Genomic DNA, 4,969 nt, shown 5'->3' on the forward strand with positions numbered 1-4,969 from the left:
GCACATGACCCGGCTTCTGGGCGAGCTTTCCGGCGCGGACGCGCCGGACGGCGCGCTCGACATGCTGCTCGAGATCGGCGACAACGTGATGACCCACCGGCGCCACTACAATGTCTATACGGATCACCTGACTATCACCGACCTTCTGGCGCTCGACCCGCTCAACCCGCGCTCGGTCCTGTTCCAGCTGAACCAGATCCTCGCCGAAGTCGAGAAACTGCCCGATCACGGCTACCCGACGCAGATGTCGCCGCTGCATCGCGAGACGATGCGGGTGCAGGCGGGCCTCGCGGTAATGACCGCCGACACGGTTTCGACGGATTACTACCTGACGCTGGAGCGCGATTTCGAGGCGCTGTCCGACTGTCTTGCCCGAAACTATCTGTGAGGGACGATGCTTTACGACCTCTCCCTCAAGATGGAATACCGCTACGACACGCCGGCCTCGCTCGCCCGCCACATCACCCGCGTGATGCCGCTCTCGATCGCCGGGCGTCAGCGGCTGATCGCCGGCCATGTGAAGTTCGACCCGGAGCCCGACGAGGAACGCGGCTTCATCGATTTCTTCGGCCATCCGGCGATCGCGACGCTGGTCAACCAGCCGCATCAGCGTTTCGCCATCATGATGAAGGCCCGCGTCAGCATCGCCCCCCCGCGCACCATGCTGGAATTCGCCACAACGCTTGCCGAACTGAAGGGCGAATATGACCGCGTGCTCGATCTCGGCCGGGATTCGCCGCACCATTTCATCGGCCCGAGCCCCCGCATTCCGCTCGACCGGAAGATCGGCGCCTATGGGCGGAGCCTTGCGGCCGCCGACAGCAGCGTCTATGCCATCGCCAGGACGATCTGCGCGCGGGTGTTCGAGGATTTTGCCTATGACGGCGAGGCAACGACCGTTGACAGCACGCCGGCGGAGGCCTTCGCGCTGCGCCGCGGCGTCTGCCAGGATTTTTCCCATGTGATGATCTCCGCGCTTCGGATGATCGGCATCCCCGCGGGCTATGTCAGCGGCTACCTGCGGACGACCCCCCCGCCCGGCAGGCCGCGCCTTGAGGGCGCGGACGCCATGCATGCCTGGGTGCGGGTCTGGTGCGGCAATGCCACTGGATGGGTCGAGTTCGACCCGACCAACAACATGGAAGCCGGCGCCGACCATATCGTCGTCGGCTATGGCCGCGACTATGGCGACGTGGCGCCGGTGCTCGGGATGATGAAGACCTATGGCGAACACCAGGCGACCCAGGCCGTGGACGTGATCCCCGTCCAGCAGCCCCAGGCCGCCTCCTGACGCATCGCGCTGTTGCAGCGCAATATCAGTCGCCCCCGCGCTCGCGGCATACGCTCCGCGGCGCTTTCCTCTTAGGAGGGCGCGACGGATTGCCATCTTGCTGCCGCACAACCGCGGTTAGAACAGCGGCATTTGACGGTATGACGAGAATTTCCGATGCGAACTCATCGGTTTGTTGCAAGCGCGTCATATCAGTGCATAAATTGGACGCAAGGATAACAGCATACCGGTCCTCCTCAGCGGGGAGACTGTTTTACGGCGCCGCGTATTTCGAAAATTCCAGCCATTAATTGACTGAAAAGAGTTTGACGGAAAAAGCCAATGAGCAAACTGACCAATCCCGACCTGCCCCTGCCGACGCCCCGCCCCCACGATGTTGACGGACTGGCTGCCGACATTCTGGAAAAGCTTACCTACCAGGTTGGGAAGGACACGATCGTCGCCCAGCCGCATGACTGGCTGCGCGCCGTCATCCTGGCGGTGCGCGACCGGATCACCGACAAATGGATGGAATCGACCCGCAAAACCTACGAGGCCGGCTCCAAGCGCGTCTATTATCTCTCGCTCGAGTTCCTGATCGGCCGGCTTCTGCGCGACGCCATTTCGAACCTCGAGATGATCGAGGCGATCAACCAGGCGCTGGCGAAGTTCGACGTCAGCCTCGCCGCGCTTGCTGGACTGGAACCGGATGCCGCGCTCGGCAATGGCGGTCTCGGCCGGCTTGCCGCCTGTTTCATGGATTCCATGGCCACGGTCGACGTGCCCGCCTATGGCTACGGAATCCGCTATGTGAACGGGCTGTTCCGGCAGGAAATCGCCGACGGCTGGCAGGTGGAACTGCCGGAGAACTGGCTTTCCCACGGCAATCCCTGGGAGTTCCATCGCCGCGAAAGCACGCATGAGATCAATTTCGGCGGCAAGGTCGACATCATCGAGGAGGCCGGCAAGGAGCCGCGCTATGTGTGGAAGCCGGCCGAGCGCATGATCGCCGAGGCCTATGACACGCCGGTGGTCGGCTGGCGCGCCAAGCGCGTCAACACGCTGAGGCTGTGGTCGGCCGAGCCGATCGACCCGATCCTGCTCGACAAGTTCAATGCCGGAGACCATATCGGCGCGCTGCAGGAAAGCACAAAGGCCGAGACGCTGACTCGCGTTCTCTACCCGGCCGATGCCAATCCGGCGGGACAGGAACTGCGCCTGAGGCAGGAATATTTCTTCTCTTCCGCCTCGCTGCAGGACATCTTGAACCGGCACATGCAGCAGTTCGGCGACATCACGCTTCTGCCGGAAAAGGCCGCCATCCATCTCAACGACACGCATCCCGCGATCGCCATCGTCGAAATGATGCGTCTCCTGGTCGATATCTACGGCGTCGAGTTCGACGATGCCTGGGAGCTGACCGTCGGCACTTTCGCCTACACCAACCACACGCTTCTGCCGGAGGCGCTGGAAACCTGGCCCGTGCCGCTGTTCGAACGCCTGTTCCCGCGCCATATGCAGCTGATCTACGCGATCAACGCCAAGATCCTGCTGAAGGCCCGCAAGGAGGCCAACGCCACCGACGACGCGATCCGCCAGATCTCGCTGATCGACGAGGGCGGCGAACGGCGCGTGCGGATGGGCAATATCGCCTTTCTCGGCTCGCATTCGATCAACGGCGTCTCGGCGCTCCATACGGAGCTGATGAAGGAGACGGTCTTCTACAATCTGCATCGCCTTCATCCCGACCGCATCAACAACAAGACCAACGGCATCACCCCGCGACGGTGGCTGAAGGAGTGCAATCCGGGCCTGACCGGCCTGATCCGCGAGGCGATCGGCGACGATTTCCTCGATGACGCCGAGGAATTGCAGGCGCTCAACAGCCTCGCCGAGGACAAGCCCTTCCAGGAGAAATTCCACGCCGTCAAACGCGAGAACAAGGCGCGCCTTGCCAATCTCATCGGCGAGCGCATGGGCACCCGCATCGATCCGTCGGCCATGTTCGACATCCAGATCAAGCGCATCCATGAATACAAGCGCCAGCTTCTGAATATCATCGAGGCGGTTGCCCTTTACGACCAGATCCGCTCGCATCCGGAGATGGACTGGGTGCCGCGGGTCAAGCTCTTCGCCGGCAAGGCGGCGCCGAGCTATCACAACGCCAAATTGATCATCAAGCTCGCCAATGACGTCGCCCGCGTCATCAACAACGACCCGTCGGTGCGCGGACTTCTGAAGATCGTCTTCATTCCGAACTACAATGTCTCCACCGCCGAGGTGATGATCCCGGCCGCCGACCTTTCCGAGCAGATATCGACGGCCGGCATGGAGGCCTCCGGCACCGGCAACATGAAATTCGCCATCAACGGCGCGCTGACCATCGGCACGCTTGACGGCGCCAATGTCGAGATGCGCGACTGGGTCGGCGCTGAAAACATGGTCATTTTCGGACTGACGGCAGAAGAGGTTGAACAGGCGCGCGCGAAAGGTCACAATCCGCGCGAGATCATCGAGGGTTCCAAGGAGCTTTCGCAGGCATTGTCGGCCATTTCCTCGGGCGTGTTCTCGCATGACGATCCGGGCCGCTATGTCGACCTCATCGGCGGACTGTACGACCACGACTGGTTCATGGTCGCCGCCGATTTCGATGCCTATGCGGCAGCCCAGCGCGAAGTCGATGCGATCTGGAACGATCGCACCGCCTGGAACGTTAAGACAATCAGGAATACTGCCCGCATGGGATGGTTCTCGTCCGACAGGACGATCAGGGAGTATGCACACGACATCTGGAGTGCTTTATGAAAAAGCCGGAATCAGACGGTCCGGAACAGGCGCGGGACGGTTTCCCCGCGCGGGAGGAAATCAACGCTATCCTGAATGCCACCCACGGGGATGCCTTCTCCGTGCTCGGCATCCACGATATCAACGGCAGTCACGTCGCCCGGTGTTTTCTTCCGGGGGCGGAAACCGTCGAGGCATTCGACCTCGACGGCAAGCCGCTCGGCAAGCTGACATGCCTCGATGAAGCCGGGTTCTTCGCCGGCCCCGTCGACATCCCCGGCTTCGTGCCGATCCGCTACCATGCCAAACGCGGCGAAGCGGAATGGACGGTGACCGATCCCTACAGTTTCTGGCCCGTGCTCGGCCCGATGGACGACTATTACGTCCGCGAGGGCTCGCATCTGAGACTGTTCGACAAGCTCGGCGCACACCAGATGACCCATCAGCGGGTGAAGGGCTTTCACTTCGCCGTCTGGGCGCCGAACGCCCGCCGCGTTTCGGTCGTCGGGTCCTTCAACGGCTGGGACGGGCGGCGCCACATGATGCGGTTCCGCCGCGATTCCGGCGTCTGGGAAATCTTCGCGCCCGAGGTCGAGCCCGGCCAGCCCTACAAGTTCGAGATCATCGGCGCCGACGGCAATCTCCTGCCGCTGAAGGCGGACCCCTTTGCCCGCCGCAGCGAGCTGCGTCCGCAGACCGCCTCGCTGACGGCCGCCGACCTGGAGCAGGAATGGGACGACGAGGCCCACCGCGAACACTGGGCGAGCGTTGACCGGCGACGCGAACCGATCTCGATCTACGAGGTCCATGCCGGTTCCTGGCAGCGCCATGATGACGGCACGTTCCTCTCCTGGGACGAACTCGCCGACAGGCTGATCCCCTATTGCGCCGACATGGGCTTCACCCATATCGAAT

The 4,969-nt window shown here is 62.7% G+C and carries 4 protein-coding genes; all 4 read left to right on the forward strand.

Annotated elements, in window-relative coordinates; genetic code table 11:
* Nucleotides 1–388 (forward strand): alpha-E domain-containing protein (locus AC5DC2_RS19245; RefSeq protein ID WP_491699632.1); only part of this gene is annotated, 388 nt, incomplete at its 5' end.
* 6 nt (nt 389–394) lie between these two features.
* The gene (locus tag AC5DC2_RS19250) at nt 395–1,291 is read left to right on the forward strand and encodes a transglutaminase family protein (protein WP_491699633.1); all 897 of its coding nucleotides are present in this window, start codon (nt 395–397) and stop codon (nt 1,289–1,291) included.
* Nucleotides 1,292–1,612: 321 nt separating this feature from the next.
* The gene (locus AC5DC2_RS19255; RefSeq protein ID WP_491699634.1) at nt 1,613–4,075 is read left to right on the forward strand and encodes a glycogen/starch/alpha-glucan phosphorylase; all 2,463 of its coding nucleotides are present in this window, start codon (nt 1,613–1,615) and stop codon (nt 4,073–4,075) included.
* Nucleotides 4,072–4,969, forward strand: an 898-nt coding sequence (locus AC5DC2_RS19260) for a GlgB N-terminal domain-containing protein (protein ID WP_491699635.1), incomplete at its 3' end; no start/stop codon positions are given. The genes AC5DC2_RS19255 and AC5DC2_RS19260, both read left to right, overlap by 4 nt.

The sequence above is a fragment of the Martelella sp. genome (assembly GCF_984369615.1).

What these genes read in the sequence shown, in the direction of transcription:
- AC5DC2_RS19250 (WP_491699633.1), top strand. Translation starts at nt 395, where the DNA reads ATGCTTTACGACCTCTCCCTCAAGATGGAATACCGCTACGACACGCCG.
- AC5DC2_RS19255 (WP_491699634.1), top strand. Translation starts at nt 1,613, where the DNA reads ATGAGCAAACTGACCAATCCCGACCTGCCCCTGCCGACGCCCCGCCCC.